This window comes from Mycobacterium seoulense, from assembly GCF_010731595.1.
Lineage (GTDB): Bacteria > Actinomycetota > Actinomycetes > Mycobacteriales > Mycobacteriaceae > Mycobacterium > Mycobacterium seoulense.
In genome coordinates, this window is record NZ_AP022582.1 from 2534678 (window position 1) to 2550413 (window position 15736).

The window sequence follows — 15736 nt, forward strand, 5'->3', positions numbered from 1 at the left end:
AACGGACGGTCGACGACGTCATCCGGCCGAGACCTCGTAGGCATCGCCCTCACCCAGCCGGGACGCCGGGTTCAGCAGCATTGCCGCCTCCTGGCGCTTCTCCGGTACGTCATGGTCGAAACGGCGGTCCGCCGGCCGCTCGAACATGGGCGCACCGCCGGCGATCGCCGACGCCAGCCGGCGCTGACCGGCCAGCAGCCGCGCCTCCGCGCGCCGCTGGTAGTCCGCCCGCTGCTCGGGGTTCAGCGCGGCGATGAAGGCCTGCGGGTGCACCAGCGCCACCAGCCCGGACACATGCCCGAACCCGAGGCTGGTCACCATGCCGGCCTTCAGCGGGAACTTCTCACCGAGCCGCAGCGTCTCACGCACCCAGACGAAGTGGGCCGACCCGGCCAGTTCGTCGTCGACGCAGTCGAGGCTGCGGTTGGGCGGGATCACCCCGTCGCGCAGCATCTGGCACAAGCCCATCATCTGGAAGACCGCCGCGCCGCCCTTGGCGTGCCCGGTGAGGCTCTTCTGCGACACCACGAACAGCGGGGCGCCCTCGGAGCGACCCAACGAGTCGGCCAGCCGCTCGTGCAGCTCAGTCTCGTTGGGATCGTTGGCCAGCGTGGACGTGTCGTGCTTGGAGATCACGGCGATGTCGTCGGCGCCGACGCCGAGCTTGGCCAGCGACCGCGCCAACGCCGAGTCCCTGCCGCCGCGGCCCGCGCCCAGCGCGCCCAGACCCGGCGCCGGGATCGACGTGTGCACGCCGTCGGCGAACGATTGCGCGTAGGCCACCACCGCCAGCACCGGCAGGCCCATCTTGAGCGCCAGGTCGCCGCGGGCGAGCAGGATGGTGCCGCCCCCCTGCGCCTCGACGAACCCGAGCCGGCGCCGGTCGTTGGGCCGGGAGAACTTCGAGTCGTGAATGCCCCGGCCGCGCATCATGGACGTGTCGGCGGTGGCCGCCATGTCACCGAAGCCGATGATCGCTTCCAGCGTCAGGTCGTCGAAGCCGCCGGCCACCACCAGTTCGGCCTTGCCGAGGCGGATCTTGTCGACCCCCTCCTCGACCGATACCGCCGCGGTCGCGCACGCGCCGACCGGGTGGATCATCGCGCCGTAACTGCCCACGTAGCTCTGAATGACATGCGCGGCAACAACATTCGGCAGCACTTCCTGCAGGATGTCGTTCGGTTTGTTCCGGCCGAGCAGGTTGCCGTGATACATGGTCTGCATCGACGTCATCCCGCCCATGCCGGTGCCCTGCGTGCTGGCCACCAGGCCGGGGTGCACCCACCGCATCAACTCGGTCGGGGCGAATCCCGAGGACAGGAACGCGTCGACGGTCGCGACGATGTTCCACAGCGCCACCCGGTCGGTGGAGCTGGCCATGTCCTGGCTGATGCCGTACACGGTCGGATCGAACCCGGTGGGGATCTGCGCGCCGACGGTTCGCGACAGCTTGGTCTTGCGCGGCACCCGGATCTCGGTGCCCGCCTTGCGCGTGACCTGCCAGTCGCTCGAGTCGGGGACCGGGCGAATGACCGTGTGCTCCGGATCGAACTCGACGAACCCGCGGGCGTCGGCTTCCGACGAGACGACGAAGGTGAAGTCCTTGTCCAGGAACACCGACACCAGCAACGGCGACGCGTGATCGGGGTCGATCGCGCCGTCGTCGACGAACTCGCGAATGCCCACCCGCTCCACCACGGCGTCGTGGTAGCGCTCGACAAGCTCGGCCTCGTCGACCAGATCGCCGGATTGCGTGTCGTACCAACCGGGTTGCGGGTCGTCCTCCCAGCGGATCAGTCCCGTGGTCCAGGCCAGCTCGAGGACGCCGGCCGCCGACAGTTCGTTGTCGACCTCCATCTCGAACCGGGTGCGCGACGAACCATACGGACCGATCTCGGCGCCACCGACGATCACCACCAGGTCGGCCGGGTCGACGTCGAGGTCGGCCCATTCCGGCGGGGGTGCCGGGGTGAAGCCGCGCGGCGGGGACGGCAGCGCGGCGATGGTGCCTTCGGCCGCAACGTCTTCCGTTGCCTGCTCGCCCGACGTGGCGTGCTCGCGGGCCTTGGCGGCCAATTCGGCCATGTCGAGGTCGGCCTCGGCGAGGCCGCCGGTCAGGTCCGCCTTGATCGGCGCGCCGGCCGCCGCGACCTTGGACTCGACGTCGCACAGGCCCAGCAGCATGGCGGCCATCTCGTCGGTGGAGTAGGTGGTTACACCGGCCTCCTCGACGGCGTCGACGATGGCGTCGTTGTGGCCCATCAGCCCGGTGCCGCGGGTCCAGCCGATCAGCGCATGCGCGAGGCTGACCCGGGAGGCCCAGGAGGATTCGGCGTGCCAACGGGTCACCAACGCGTCCAGCGCCGACTTGGCTTCGCCGTATGCGCCGTCACCGCCGAACATTCCGCGGTTGGGCGAGCCGGGCAACACGACGTGCAGCCGCGACGCGATGTCGCGCTCGGCGCCGATCTTGGACAGCCCGCCGATCAACCGCTGCACCGCCCACAGCAGAACCTTCATCTCCATCTCGGAGCGCGAACCGGCCTCCGACAGGTCGCCGGCGACACGTGGCGCCGCGAACGGGAACAGCAGTGTGGGAGTCTGCGCGTCCTTGATGTGAATGGATTGCGGCCCAAGGCTTTCGGTCTGCTCGGTACCGATCCATTCGACCAGGGCGTCGATGTCGGAGTAGGACGCCATGTTGGCGGCGACGACCCATAGCGCGGCGCCGTACCGGGCGTAGTCACGATACAGCCCGCGGTAGAACGCCAGCCGCTCGTCGTCGAGCTTCGATGTGGTGGCGACGACGGTCGCTCCGCCGTCGAGCAGTCGCGCGACCACCGACGCGGCGATCGAACCCTTCGACGCGCCCGTCACCACGGCAACTTCGTTGCTGTAGGGGCCGGGATCGGGGTTCTCGGCGCCGGCGGCGATGCGGCCGTACAGCGACGCGTGAATCTGGCGACCGGCGGCCAGCGACTTGCCCTGCCACCAGGTGGCCTGGGTGGCCACGACGTGGCCCGCGCCCTCGAACCTTTCGGACAGGCTCTGCCACTGGGCGTCGATGTCACCCTCGTCGGTCAGCCAGAGCTTGACCAGGTCCTCCCGCGCACTGGCCCACCGGTCGTCGAACACGACGGCCTTCTTGGCGTCGAAGGTCGGCGCGACCAGACGCGGCCAGTCCGCGCCGAGTTCGGCGGTGACCAGGTCGATGAGCTCGGCATCCGTGGCCGTCGGCATGGCGCTGACGGGATCGTCGTGGCCCAACTGGTTGAGGATCAGCCGGGCCGCCGAGGCGAGCACGCCGTCGCGACCGGTGATCTGGTCGGTGAACTCGCTCAACGCGGCCGCGTCGACGGTCGCGCCGCCGCCACCGCCGGACGACGGCAACGCCACCGCGATGCCGCGACGCGCGGCGACCGAGGTCACCGCGGCGTCGACGACCTTGTCGACCGAGGCCGCGTCGGCCAGCGCGCCCTCGTGCAGGTGGCCCATGGCGCCGCCGCGCACGCTGGTGCCCTCGCGGGTTCCCAGCGCCACTTCGACCGTCACGTGCTTGGCCCACCCGTCGCCGAGCTCCCACGTCTTCTTGACCCGCTCGGCGATGGCGGCGGGCCGCTTGCCCGAGGGCCCCAACACCGTGCGCAACTGGTCGTTGATCGCGTCGGAAAGCACTGGGCCGAAGGGCTTGTACGTGCGCGCGAGCTTGGTCACCTGTGACCGCAGCCCGGCCAGGTCGGCCTCGGCGGCACCGTCGATGGCGCCGAGGTTCAATTCCGAACCCAGGTCCACCAGCAACTGGTTGCGCCGCGAGGAGGCGCCGTCGGTGATGGACTCGATGGAGTCCAACTCCTCGATCTGGTCGATGCGCATCTTGGCCGACAGCGCGATCAACGCCAAGGTGGCGTCGGCGGCGTCGAACCCGATGTCATCGGGGCGCGGGCCGGAGGACACGGCGGCCGGCGCCGGCGTGGGCGCCGCCTCCACCGGGGCGGCCCCCTCGGCCACCTCGGCGGCCGGCTCGTCCGCCTCCGGCTCCGGCTCCGGGTCGGTGTCGGTGGCGAACAGCACAGCGGCGTCGCGCTCGGCGTTGAGCACTTCGACTGTGCTGTGGGCATATTCGGGGAGCTTGAGGGTGTTGGTGGCCAATCCGGCGACGGTCGGCGCCGACTTCACGCCGATCTCGACGAACCGCTCCACGCCCAGCCCACCCGCGGCCTGTTCGGTGAACAGCAGGTCCTGGGTTTCGATCCAGCGCACCGGGCTGGCGAACTGCCATGCCAGCAGCTCGATCAAGACGATGCGCGCCATCTCGTTGCGGCGCTCGTTGAGCCAGGTGTCGTAGTCGGCGAGGATCTCGTCGAGCGGCTCGGCGGGCACCAAATCCCGGATCTCCTGGATGAAGTCGCGGTCCAGGGTGAACGGACGCGGCACCAGGTTCGGAATGTAGCGGCCGATGATGACGTCGGGATCCTTGTCGCGCGGCATCACGCGTTCCAGCGAGCGGCGGAATTCGGCCACCCCGACGCGCAGCACCCGCGAGTGGAACGGCACGTCGATACCCGGCACAAGGATGAAAGAGCGCTTGCCGCCGGTGAGCTCGCGTCGCCGCTCCACCTCGGCCTCCAGCTCCTCGAGACCACGGACCGTGCCGGCGATCGCATACTGCGAACCGCGCAGGTTGAAGTTCACGATCTCCAGGAATTCACCTGTGCGCTCGGCGATGCCGGCCACGAACCCGGGTACCTCGTCGTCCGGCAGGTCGATCTGCGACGGCCGGATCGCCGCCAGCCGGTAGTTGGAGCGGCCCAGCTCGTCGCGCGGCACGATGTCGTGCATCTTCGAGCCGCGGTGGAACACCGTCTCCAGCAACGCTTCCAGCTCGTAGATGCCGGTGACGCAGGCCAGCGCGGTGTACTCCCCGACGGAGTGGCCGCAGGCGATCGCACCCTCGACGAACGCGCCCTGCTCGCGCATCTCGGCGACCTGCGCCGCCGCCACGGTGGCCATCGCGACCTGGGTGAACTGCGTCAGGTACAGCACGCCCTCGGGGTGGTTGTAGTGCACGCCGCTGGCGATGATGCTGGTCGGGTTGTCGCGCACCACGTGCAGCACCGAGAAGCCCAGCGTGTCGCGGGTGAACTTGTCCGCCTTGTCCCACACCTTGCGAGCGGCCTTGGAGCGGGCGCGGACGTCCATGCCCATGCCCTTGTGCTGAATCCCCTGACCGGGGAAGGCATACACGGTATGCGGGGCGGCCAGGCGGGCCGTCGCCGACATCACCAGGTCGGACCCGATGCGGGCGGACACGTCCAAAACCTCTGCACCCTGGTCGATTCCGACGCGCTCGACGCGGAAGTCGACCTCGTCGCCGGGACGCACCATGCCCAGGAACCGAGCGGTCCAGCCGACCAGCCGGGCGGGGGGCCGAGCCTGGCCGTCGGTGGCGGTGACCGCGTGCTGCGCGGCCGCCGACAACCACATGCCATGCACGATGGGCGATTCCAGGCCGGCGAGCAGGGCGGCGGCCCGGTCGGTGTGGATCGGGTTGTGGTCACCGGACACCACGGCGAACGGCCGCATGTCGACGGGCGCCGTCAACCGGACGTCGCGGCGGCGGCGACGCGGGGTGTCGGTCGCGTTCTGAGACACCGCGCCGCCGGCCCGCACCGGCTCGGTGAGCTCGGCGGGGCCCGTGCGTCCAAGGATCGCGAACCGCTCATCGAGGCTGGCGATCGTCGCCCCGTCGGGGCCGGCGATGGTTACCGCAACCCGGACGACACGGCCCATGTCCGTGTCGATCGCCGGCGACGCCGTTGCGGCGATTGCCAATTCGGCTGGGACTGCGGGCACCGCGCCGACGACGTGGGCGGCGTGGTCGAGGTGCACGAGGCTGAGCAGGCCCTCGACGACCGGGACGCCGGTGTCGGTGAACGCCGAACCGATCGCCGCGAAGACGGCGGGCCAGCAAAGGCCCACCAGCGCGTCGGGCACGGTGCTCAGACCCGGTGCCAGCGGCTCGGAGAAGGTGGCCGTGACTCCGGTGTGGTCGGCGACCCGCTCGGGATCCCAGTCCACCGTCACGCTGGCCGTCCCTTCGACGACCGCGGGCAGGAACTCGGGCCCGTCGACACCGGCGGCGATCGCCAGCACCGCGCGCATGGCGGTGGCGGCGTCCTCGGTCGGCACCACCGGAGTTCCGCCATCAATGGTGTTGGCGGGCAGGGTGAATGGGATGTCGATCCAGGTTCCCGACAGCGGGACGCTCAGCACCACCCGGTCGCCGTCGACCTGAAGCCGCGCCCCGGTGGACGAGTGGGTGGCGCGGCGGCTTTCGGGGCCGTCGTGCACGAGCCAGTCGCCGGGGTCGGCGATCCGGTGGACGGGGTTGGTCGCGGTGCGACCGGCCCACTGCACGTCGGGAGCGTCGAGCACGACGGCCAGCGGTCCGGTCACGTCGGGGCGGCCCATCCGGCGCGACGCGACGGCCCGCGGCTGTCCGTTGCAAGACAGCACCTCGTCGATGGCGGCCTGCTCGAAGCGGTCCAGCAGTTCACCGACGGGTTCGTCCATCCGGGTGATGCCGGCCACCGCCGCGGTACCCGGGATGATGCACACCTGGTCGGCGTCGTAGCGGGCGTCGTGGGCCTGCCACAGCGAGTCGCTTCGCCACCAGCGCCGCACGTCCTTGTCGATGACCGGCACGAAGTTGACCGGCTTGCCCAGCGTCTTGCAGAGGCTGACGAAGAACGGGACGTCGGCCGGGTGCAGCTGCACGGTTTCGGCGTCAGGGTAGTCGGCGACCAGCGTGGCGATGGCCTGCTGGGGGCTTTCCAGTAGCGCGGCGTCGGCGAACAGCGTGTCGATCGGGCCGGAATCGTTTGCGTGCAAACGCGCTTCGGCGCGGTGCAGCATCTGCTGGAACCGGTCGCGCCAGGTGTCGGCCAGCCACGGGCTGCCCGGGGCGGCGGTGTCGGCCGTGGAGTTGCCGTCGCCGATGGTCAGCTCGACGTAGCGTTGCAACCACTGCAGGTAGGTCATGTCGGCGACGTCGCCGAAGTAGGGCTTGGCGGTGTTCGCCATCGCCGCGATGATCTCGTCGCGACGCGCGGCGACGGCCTCCGCGTCACCGGCGACCTCGTCGAGCAGCCGGCCGCATCGCGACGCGCTGTTGTCGATCTCGTGGATGTCGGCGCCCAGCTGGCTGCGGCTGGAAGCCATGCCGCCCACGGCTTTTCCGGCGCCGACCCACCGGTCGGTGCCTTGGGTCTCGACGAGCATCCGCTTGACCGACGGCGACGTGGTGGCCTCCTTGGTCGCCATCGCCGCGGTGCCGACCAGAATGCCGTCGATCGGCATCAGCGGGAAGCCGTACGCCTGCGCCCAACGCCCGGACAGATACTCGGCCGCCCGCTCGGGCGTGCCGATGCCACCGCCCACGCAGACGGTGATGTTGGAGCGCGACCGCAACTCCGAATACGTTGCCAGCAACAGGTCGTCGAGGTCTTCCCACGAGTGGTGGCCGCCGGCGCGCCCGCCCTCGATGTGCACGATCACCGGCTTGGTGGGCACCTCGGTCGCGATGCGGATGACCGAGCGGATCTGCTCGACCGTGCCGGGCTTGAATACGACGTGGCTGATGCCGACGTCGTTCAGCTCGTCGATCAGGTCGACGGCGTCCTCGAGGTCGGGGATGCCGGCGCTGATCACCAGGCCGTCGATCGCCGCACCGGACTGACGCGCCTTCTGCACCAAGCGCTTTCCGCCGACCTGCAGCTTCCACAGGTACGGGTCGAGGAACAGCGCGTTGAACTGATAGGTGCGGCCCGGCTCGAGCAGCGTGGCGAGCTCCTCGATGCGGCCGGCGAAGATTTCCTCGGTGACCTGCCCGCCGCCGGCCAGCTCGGCCCAGTGCCCGGCGTTGGCCGCCGCCGCGACGATCTTGGCGTCGACGGTGGTCGGGGTCATGCCCGCGAGCAGGATCGGCGAGCGGCCCGTCAACCGGGTGAACTTCGTCGAGAGCTTCACCCTGCCGTCGGGCAGGCGGACGACGGTCGGGGCATAGGTCGACCATGCGCGCGCCACCTCGGGGACGGCCCCGACGGTGAAGAGGTTGCGCTGCCCGCCGCGGGTCGCGGCGGGCACGATGCCGACGCCCAGGCCGCGGATGACCGGCGCGGTCAGCCGGGTCAGGATGTCGCCGGGACCCAGGTCCAGAATCCAGCGCGCACCGGCTTCGTGGACGCGGCTGATCTCCTCGACCCAGTCGACGCTGCGCACCAGGATGGCTTCGGTCAGCTCGCGGGCCAGCGCGACGTCCAGGCCGACCTTCTCGGCCCAACCGCCGACGATGTCGATGCCGTCGGCCAGCCGCGGCGTGTGGAAGCCGACCTCCACCTGCACCGGATCGAAGACGGGCGAGAAGACGTCGCCGCCGCGCAGCTTGTTCTTGCGGTCGGCCTCTTCCTTCTCCGAGATCTGCCGGCAGTAGAGCTCGAACCGGGACAGCTGTTCGGGCGTCCCGGTGATGACGACCGAACGCCGGCCGTTGCGGATGGACAGCACCGGGGGCAGCACGGTGCGGACATCCTGCGCGAACTCGTCGAGCAGCCGGCTGATGCGCTCGGGGTCGGCGTTGGTCACCGACACCATCGGCGGGCGGTCGCCGAGCACGGAGATCCCGCGCCGCCGGGCCACCAGCGTGCCGGCCGCCCCGATCAGCTGGGCCATCGCCAGCAGCTCGGCGTCGCGGGCACCCGCGGCCTTGAGCGCCTCGACGGCGAGCACCCCTTGCGAATGCCCGGCGACTGCCACCGGCGGGGTGGCTTGCAGGTCCATGCCTTGACGCGCCAGCGCGCGCACGGCCGCGATCTGGGTCAGCAGCACGCCGGGGATCGATACGGCCGCCGACGTCAGGTGCTTGTCCGACGGGACCGGATCCTCGGCCGCCAGCGCGCGCACCCAAGCGAGCGGCTCGAAACCGATCGGGCGCACCACCACCAGTTCCTTGGCCACCGGTTCGAGGAGCAGCTCGACCTCACCGACCAGCGTCGCCAGGTCCGATTCGATCCCGGCGGACGAGACCAGTTCCTCGAGGGTTTCCAGCCAGGCGCTGCCCTGGCCGCCGAACGCCACGGCGTACGGCTCGCCGGCCGTCAGGCGGTCGACCAGAGCGTGGGTCTCCCCGGCTGCCGGGTGCGGCCCATTTCCATCGCGGTCAGCGGACACCCGATCGTGCTCGTGGATCGTCACGTCTGTATCTCCCTGTATGCGTCATGTACGTCTTACGTATCAGTGCGTTCAGCCGGTCCGAAGGGGACAGGAACTCACAGAGTCCGTCGATTCCGCATCGAATCGCGACCGAAGATCCGTCTGACCGGTGTGTTGTCGGCGGACCGCCCGTGGGGGTGGAGCGGCGCGGCGGACTGCATCGGCTGTACTAAGAGTGTCATAAGGATCGACCCCCGTTTTTCGTGGTGATCGGTTACTGATGAGTTCTACGCACGGGTAACCGTGTCGTGGGTAACACCGGGTTTAATCGGCGGCGCGGGCGCGGCGAACAAACCTGCTGCATGCAGGTGGTTACGGTCGAGTAGCTATAACTGCGCTGATCAAAGCAGTTTTGTTATGTAATCGTTATGTAAAAATTTCGAGCCGTGAAACCGCGTCGAGCCCGCTTCCGTCGCGCGGTCCGGGCGGCGCTCGCGCCCGCCGCGCCGCGAAATGAGCGAACGAGTGTTTGCTGGGATCTCTAAGGGGAGCGGCCGGCCGGCGCGCGGCGGATGAGCCGGGCGGCTAGGCCCACTGCCCGAATTGCGGCTTGAGGATTTCATTGATGTCCACACCGACCCCGCCGACGCTGCGTTTGTCGATCTCGACCTGGTGCAGATGGGCGGCCGGGTGCGTCAACCCCTTGGGCGAGCCCCAGTTGTGCTGCCAGAAGTACGAGCCCAAACCGTCGTGCAGCGCCCAGTCGATGGTCTTCGAATTGGCGTACACACCTGTGCGCTGATGACCGATCACGGACTCCCAGGACCGCAGATAGGGCACGATCTGCTGTTTGTACTGGTCATAGGACGGGTCGTCGTCGATCGAGGCGTAGATCGGGGCGCTGGCCGGCCCGCCCGCGGCGGCGTGCAGTTGCATCCCGCGCTGCGCATGCTGGAGTCCGGCGTTGGCTCCGCCGAGCCAGTCGGCGGTGTTGCCCTTGCCGTACTGGTAACAGGAGACGATCTTCAGTCCGTTGCTGTTGAGGTCGCGCGCCTCGGCGACCTGAATGGGCTTGCCGAGCATCCAGTTGCCGCCGGGGCGCCGGTCCGACACATACCTGATCGAGCCGACCGCGCCTGCGGCCCTGATCTGGCTGGCCGGAATGACCCCGGCCGCGTAGTCCAACAGCGTGCCGAGCGACGCCGACGCGGGTGCCGGGCGCAGCGACGTCCCCGCGACGCCCAGGCCCACCAGGGCGGGTGCCGCGGCCGCCAACCTCAGCAGGTCGCGTCGCGAAACCGATGACACAAGCGACAGCGTACGACAGCAACCCCATCTGACACATTGACCACACTGGTCACATCTGCATCACAGTGCCGCACCGTGGGTTTGGGACCGCGCCGCCGCGGGCAGCACGATGACGCTCACGGTCTCGAGGCCGCGGCGAGCGGTCTGACGGGCGATCTCGTCGAGGAAGTGCGCTGCCGCCGGGTTGATCGATCCCGCCCAGGCCCGGAACCCCTGCACCATCACGGGGTCGCGCTCCAGAGACGGCTGTACCGCCCGAAGCACGCCGACCACGTCGTCGGGCAGGGGATCGGCCAGCTGCTGGTCGATCCATCCGCGCGCCAGTTCCGTCGCCGCCGCCCGATCGTCACCCAACCCGACCACGGTGCCGGCGAGGTCGCGCAACCGGTCGAACAGCACGTGACGTCCGGGCGTCTCGGCCAGCTGCGCCAGCAACGTGCTGGCCGCCGTCGGCAGAACCATCTGCCCGAACAGCACCGGAACCGGCAAGTCCCACTCCCGGAAGAGGTCGGCGTACATGGTGGCGACGGGAGCGGACAACGGCGCGCTGAGCCGTCCGATGACGCCGATGCTGTCGCGGTGCGTCGTGGCCAGCCTCCGCAGGATGTCCTCGTTGACGTCGGAGTCAGGGCAGTCGGCGGCGGCGCGGGATTCGGCGCGGGACCGGTCGATGGCCCCGATCAACTGGTCCAGCCGGTCGCGCTGACGCATCAACAACGTCCGGTGTTCGTCGAGGACACCCGCCAGCGTGGTGCGTCCACCCGCGATCAACCGCTGGATGTCATTGATGCTGACGCCGAGACTTCTCATCAGATCGATGCGCAACAGGTCGAGCACCTGCTCCGCGTCGAAGACCCGATAGCCGTTGGACAGGTGCTCGGCGCGCAGCAGCCCGATCTTCTCGTAGTGGCGAATGCGACCCGGGGCGATCCCGGTCAGGGCCGTGACGTCGCCGATCAGCAACTGCTCAGCCACTCCTTGACCTTACAACTGTGGCAAGGTCTGTACTGATCAGATGGAACGCGACCAGCTGATCGACCTCACCCGCCGCGCCCTGAAGCTGGCGCGCGACAAGACCACCGATCTCGCCCCGGCCGAGCGCCGGGTCGATGCGCAGGCCTACACGTCGGCGGAGCGCCACGACCAGGATCGGGCCATGGTGATGGCCAGCCCACAGTTGGTCGGCTACGCCTCGGAGTTGCCCGGCCCCGGTGCGTACTGCACCAAGACGGTGATGGGCCGGTCAATCCTGCTGACCAGAACGGCCGACGGATCGGTCAAGGCGTTCAACAATGTTTGCCTGCACCGCCAGTCGCAGGTGGCGACGGGATGCGGCAGCGCAAAGCGGTTCACCTGCCCATACCACGCGTGGACCTACGACAACACCGGGCGATTGGTGGGCGTGCCGGGCCGTGAGGGTTTTCCCAGCGCGGCGATCGCAAGCGCGGCGAAGCCGGGCGCAGCGGGTCGCCGCCAAAGCAGCGCGGCGATCGCAAGCGCGGCGAAGCCGGGCGCAGCGGGTCGCCGCCAAAGCAGCGCGGCGATCAAGGCCGACGGCCTGACCGAGCTTCCGGCCGCCGAATTCGCCGGATTCCTCTGGATCGCAATGGATCCCGGTACTCCGCTGGACGTCGCCGCACACCTCGGCCCCCTGGCCGACGAGCTCGATTCGTGGGGCATCGGGCGCTGGTCGCCGCTGGGCGAGAAGGTGCTCGACTGCCCGATCAATTGGAAGCTCGCGGTCGACACCTTTTCGGAGAACTACCATTTCGCCACCGTGCATCAGCAGACGTTCGCCACCATCGCCCGCAGCAACTGCACGGTCTTCGACGCGTTCGGTCCGCACCACCGGTTGATCTTCCCGCTCAACACGATCCTGGGGCTCGACGAGGTCCCCGAAGAGCAGTGGGATCCGTTCCAGAACATGGTCGTGATCTACGCGCTGTTCCCCAACATCGTGTTGTCGGTGACCATCGCCAACGGCGAGCTGTTCCGGATCTACCCCGGCGATCGACCGGGCAGATCGAGCACGGTGCACCAGAATTCGACGCCGCTGGACCTGTCCGACGAATCGGTGGCCGCCGGCGCGCAAGCCGTCTTCGAGTACGCCCACGCCACGGTGCGCGACGAGGACTACCGGCTGGTGGAAGGCCTCCAGACCAATCTCGAGTCGGGCGCCCGCGACCACCTGCTGTTCGGTCGCAACGAACCCGGACTGCAGCACCGCCACAACGCCTGGGCGCAGGCGCTTGCCCGGGACTGGCCGTCAATCGGCCGACAGCACCGCCATTAGGTCGTCCAACAATGTTGCCAGCGCGTCGCTTTGGGCGGGGCGCACCGTGGTCAACAGCCCAACCGCTTCCTGTCGGCGACCGTGGGCCAGCAGCTGCACCAGCAGACCCGCGACCTTCTCCAAGTCCCGATCGGCCGGCTCCATGTTCGCGACGGTGGTGGCGAGCACCTCGACCAACTCCCAGTCCCGGTACAGGGCCAGGGAGCGCTCGTTGAAGGCGAAGCCCGTCACGGGTTTGCCCCACAGTGTCCCTTGGTAGCGGTACGGGCCCTCCATGTATTCGATGGGCAGGCCATGCGCGGGGGCCGGCACCAGCGGCTCCCCGATGATGTCGAGTGCCATGGTGCGGCAGGTGATCCGGTGGCGGTCCGGCATATAGCGGGCCGCGGCGTGCGGCCGCACCAACGGCTGCACCTCGTCCGGCCATCGCACGTAGCTGCTGACCGTGACCTCGACGTCCTCGGCGCATTCCGGCGGCACGGCCGGATCGGGATGACTCGTCGTCACGCCGGTAAACGGCTGCAGCACATTGCCATTGGTGCGGTCGAACTGCCGCCAGATGCTCATGTCGACGCCATTGTCGAAGCTGATGGTGCGCCATTCGTGGGACCGGGCCCGCGGGTCTCCCGCGGTCCCTCCGCCGCCGGCGTATTTGGGGAACCACTGCCGGTCGATGTGCCCGCCGCTGCCGGAGACCTGGTGCACCTCGTCGCCCCAGCGCAGGGTGCCCGTCATCGCCATGCCGGTCTGGAAATACGAATAGGTCTCGGTCTGGCCGAAGCAGCAGATCTTCCCGTTGTAGGTCGAGGCACCCACCGGTGTCGGTGCACGCGTGGGTGTCACGGCCAGGTCGAGGCGCATCGGCCGCGCCGACTGGTCCTCGCCGACCAGGCTGACGCGGTAGGTGTAGGGCAGCAACCCTCCGTCGGCGTCGCGGCACGCGGTCCAGGACGCGGTGCCGGCCCCGCTGGAGTAATGGATGTCCAGATAGCCCGACGCCAAAGCCAGCTTGCGCTGCGCTCCGGGCTCCATGTTGGCCGGCGGCATGTCGTAGTCCGTATAGGTGCCGTAGTCACCGGTGTCGAGATCGAACAGCGCCATCGTGTAGAAGTCCGCGACCACGGTGCCGCCGGGGCGGTTCTTGTTGAAGATGGTCAGGAAGGCGAATGACCGGTCGGACTCCGCGGCATCGAGCTGCCCGGCGATGAACCAGGTGTCCGATTCCTGATCCGGGTGCTCGCCCTCGGCGGCGGGAAAATCCAGCTGGCTGTCGCCGGGCACCAACTGGAAGGGGTAACTGCGCCAATCGCTGGTCATATCAGGCCTCGCTGCCTTTTTTCGCTATGTTAGCGTCAATAGCGAAATCGCGGTCACTGTCGCAGCTGCGCCCGACCTTCGAGGAAGTGCCCGATGACAGAAAACGCCGGCCACCGGTCCTACGACGAACTCTTCATCGGGGGCCAGTGGCGCAAGCCCGCCAACCCCCAACAGCTCGCCGTCATCTCCCCGCACTCGGAAGAACCGGTCGGGCACGTCCAGGTGGCCGGGCCGGAGGACGTCGAAGCGGCCGTCGCCGCCGCGCGACAGGCTTTCGATCACGGCCCGTGGCCGCGGATGACCCACGCCGAGCGCATGGCCAAGGTCGAGCAGCTCGCCGCGATCTACGGCGGCCACGTCGACGAGATGGCCGACCTGATCACCGACGAGATGGGGTCGCCGCGCAGCTTCAGCCGCATGGGCCAAGGGGCGGCCGCAGCGGGCTTGATGCACCTGGCGCTGGCCGTCGCCCGCGACTTTCCGTGGACCGAGCGCCGCCAGGGTGTGCTCGGCGAGGTGCACCTGCGCAGGGCCCCGGTCGGGGTCGTAGCCGCGATCGTGCCGTGGAACGTGCCGCAGTTCCTGATCATGCCCAAGCTGATCCCGGCCCTGATCGCGGGTTGCACGGTGATCGTCAAACCCGCACCCGAAACCCCTTTGGACGCTTTGTGGTTGGCGGAAATGATCGAGCAAATCGGCCTGCCCGAGGGCGTGGTGTCGGTGCTTCCGGGGGGAACCGACGTCGGCGAGGCCCTGGTCCGTCATCCCGGTGTGGACAAGGTCGCGTTCACCGGGTCCAGCGCCGTCGGGCGCCGGATCGCCGCCCTGTGCGGCGAACAGCTCAAGCGGGTGAGCCTGGAACTGGGCGGCAAGTCCGCGGCGATCATCCTCGACGACGCCGACATCGGCAAGACCGTGGCCGGCCTGAAGACCGCCGGCCTGATGAACAACGGTCAGGCCTGCGTCGCGCAGACCCGCATCCTGGTCAGCGATCGGCGGCACGACGAGGTCGTCGACGCGCTGGCCGACATGATGTCGGCCCTCAACGTCGGCGATCCGGCCGACGACGCCACCGACATCGGACCCCTTGTCGCGCAACGCCAACAACGCCGCGTCCAGGACTACATCAAGTCGGGCCAGGCCGAGGGCGCGCGCGTCGTCCTCGGCGGTCAGGACAGCCCGTCGAACCGCGGCTGGTATGTGCGGCCGACGCTGTTCGCCGACGCCACCAACGACATGCGCATCGCCCGGGAGGAGATCTTCGGCCCGGTCTTGACCGTGCTGCGCTACCGCGACGAGGACGACGCGATCCGAATCGCCAACGAGAGCGACTACGGTCTTGCCGGCTCGGTGTGGACCTCCGACATCGCACGCGGCTTGGAGATCGCGGCGGGGGTACGCACCGGCACGTACGGCATCAACATGTACACGCTCGACATCGGCGCCCCGTTCGGTGGCTTCAAGCAGTCGGGCATCGGGCGCGAGTTCGGCCCGGAAGGGCTTCATGAATACGTTGAGCTTCAGACGCTGGTGTGCAAGGGGCAGCTGCCGCCGTTATGAGAGGTCGGGCCGCCATGACGGGTTGTGGCCGAGTCGCGCGAGAAGCTT

5 protein-coding genes and 2 pseudogenes are annotated in these 15736 nt (G+C 69.1%); 3 read left to right on the forward strand and 4 right to left on the reverse strand.

Features of this window, described 5'->3' with window-relative positions; genetic code table 11:
* Positions 1–18 precede the first annotated feature (18 nt).
* The 3 genes from G6N37_RS11580 to G6N37_RS11590 all read right to left on the reverse strand — a co-directional run bounded on the left by G6N37_RS11580 (position 19) and on the right by G6N37_RS11590 (position 11493).
* Complete coding sequence (locus G6N37_RS11580; RefSeq protein WP_163680178.1) at positions 19–9252, reverse strand: type I polyketide synthase; 9234 nt, start codon at positions 9250–9252, stop codon at positions 19–21.
* Between the two features lie 543 nt (positions 9253–9795).
* The gene (locus G6N37_RS11585) at positions 9796–10518 is read right to left on the reverse strand and encodes a DUF1906 domain-containing protein (RefSeq protein ID WP_163680181.1); all 723 of its coding nucleotides are present in this window, start codon (positions 10516–10518) and stop codon (positions 9796–9798) included.
* Positions 10519–10578: 60 nt separating this feature from the next.
* A complete protein-coding gene (locus tag G6N37_RS11590) occupies positions 10579–11493 on the reverse strand; it encodes a MerR family transcriptional regulator (RefSeq protein ID WP_163680185.1) in 915 nt (304 codons plus the stop codon).
* 40 nt (positions 11494–11533) lie between these two features.
* On the opposite strand from G6N37_RS11590, the pseudogene G6N37_RS26530 reads away from it, so the two are divergent.
* Together G6N37_RS26530 and G6N37_RS26535 are read left to right on the forward strand one after the other, a co-directional pair.
* Positions 11534–11965 (forward strand): annotated as a pseudogene (locus G6N37_RS26530) (aromatic ring-hydroxylating oxygenase subunit alpha); the annotation flags it as partial.
* A gap of 108 nt (positions 11966–12073) precedes the next feature.
* A pseudogene (locus G6N37_RS26535) lies at positions 12074–12811 on the forward strand (SRPBCC family protein); the annotation flags it as partial.
* Here G6N37_RS26535 and G6N37_RS11600 read toward each other — a convergent pair.
* Complete coding sequence (locus G6N37_RS11600; RefSeq protein ID WP_163680193.1) at positions 12785–14128, reverse strand: carotenoid 1,2-hydratase; 1344 nt, start codon at positions 14126–14128, stop codon at positions 12785–12787. The pseudogene G6N37_RS26535 and the gene G6N37_RS11600 overlap by 27 nt on opposite strands.
* Before the next feature lie 93 nt (positions 14129–14221).
* Here G6N37_RS11600 and G6N37_RS11605 point away from each other — a divergent pair, with 93 nt between their 5' ends.
* Positions 14222–15688: an aldehyde dehydrogenase gene (locus G6N37_RS11605; RefSeq protein WP_163680196.1), complete on the forward strand. Its 1467-nt coding sequence runs from the start codon at positions 14222–14224 to the stop codon at positions 15686–15688.
* Positions 15689–15736 lie beyond the last annotated feature (48 nt).